Origin of the sequence: Wolbachia endosymbiont of Drosophila seguyi, assembly GCF_028981765.1 — a bacterium.
Lineage (GTDB): Bacteria > Pseudomonadota > Alphaproteobacteria > Rickettsiales > Anaplasmataceae > Wolbachia > Wolbachia pipientis.
The window spans coordinates 1-695 of the sequence record NZ_JAPQLM010000066.1 but is presented as its reverse complement, the minus strand read 5'-3'; the positions used below and the strand labels follow the sequence as shown (position 1 = coordinate 695).

Sequence of the window (695 nt, the reverse complement as noted above, 5' to 3'; positions counted from 1 at the left end):
ACTGGGATGACACCATAGGGGCACTGGGATGACATCATAGGAACACTGGGATGACACCATAGGGGCACTGCCGTCATAAAGGAACCAGTGTCAGCTACTTGAATGACATCATGGGGGCGCTGGCCTGACAACCGTCATCCCGCTGCTTGTTAGCGCCGCGGCGGTATGACGGTCCGCTGCTTGTTAGCGAGATACCGCGAATGAATCGCGGTATGACGGTGTAATGACGGTTAAGTAATTCGTTATCCCGCTGCTTGTTAGCGGAATCTGCTGTGGCGACATAAACTCAAATCATTTCAAATTTCAATCCAAAGAGGTATCATTATGTCAAACAACTTCAATTTTAAAGAATTTTTTAACCACTATGAAACAAATAGTACGTCAGATGATATACAAAGGTATTATTTGCTGTGGAAATCAGTAATAGCGCAGGCAATGATTGATGCAGCAAGTAATTGTAAAAAAACAGAAAGCTTGGTAGAAAAACGTAAGGCAATTTCTTGGTTGTCAGACTTTAGTCAAGATTTTGTGCACACATGTATATTGGCTGATTGTGATCCGGTATACGTAAAAAATAAAATACAGCCAACCTTAAAAAGCCTTACTAGATAAAGCCTTTTTATATACTTAGAGGTTGTCCGGAAACAAGTAAAAGGCTATAATATCTGAAATTTTAGTACGGGGTAAAGATGAGA

General features: G+C 41.0%; 1 protein-coding gene. It reads left to right on the top strand.

Translation table 11 applies throughout. The features are described from left to right. The first annotated feature begins 324 nt into the window (after window positions 1–324). On the top strand, window positions 325–612 hold the full coding sequence (locus tag OZD62_RS01285; protein ID WP_010962862.1) for a hypothetical protein: 288 nt from the start codon (window positions 325–327) through the stop codon (window positions 610–612). The last annotated feature ends 83 nt before the right edge of the window (window positions 613–695 follow it).

Coding starts and splice junctions, on each gene's coding strand:
- OZD62_RS01285 (WP_010962862.1), top strand. CDS start 325: ATGTCAAACAACTTCAATTTTAAAGAATTTTTTAACCACTATGAAACA.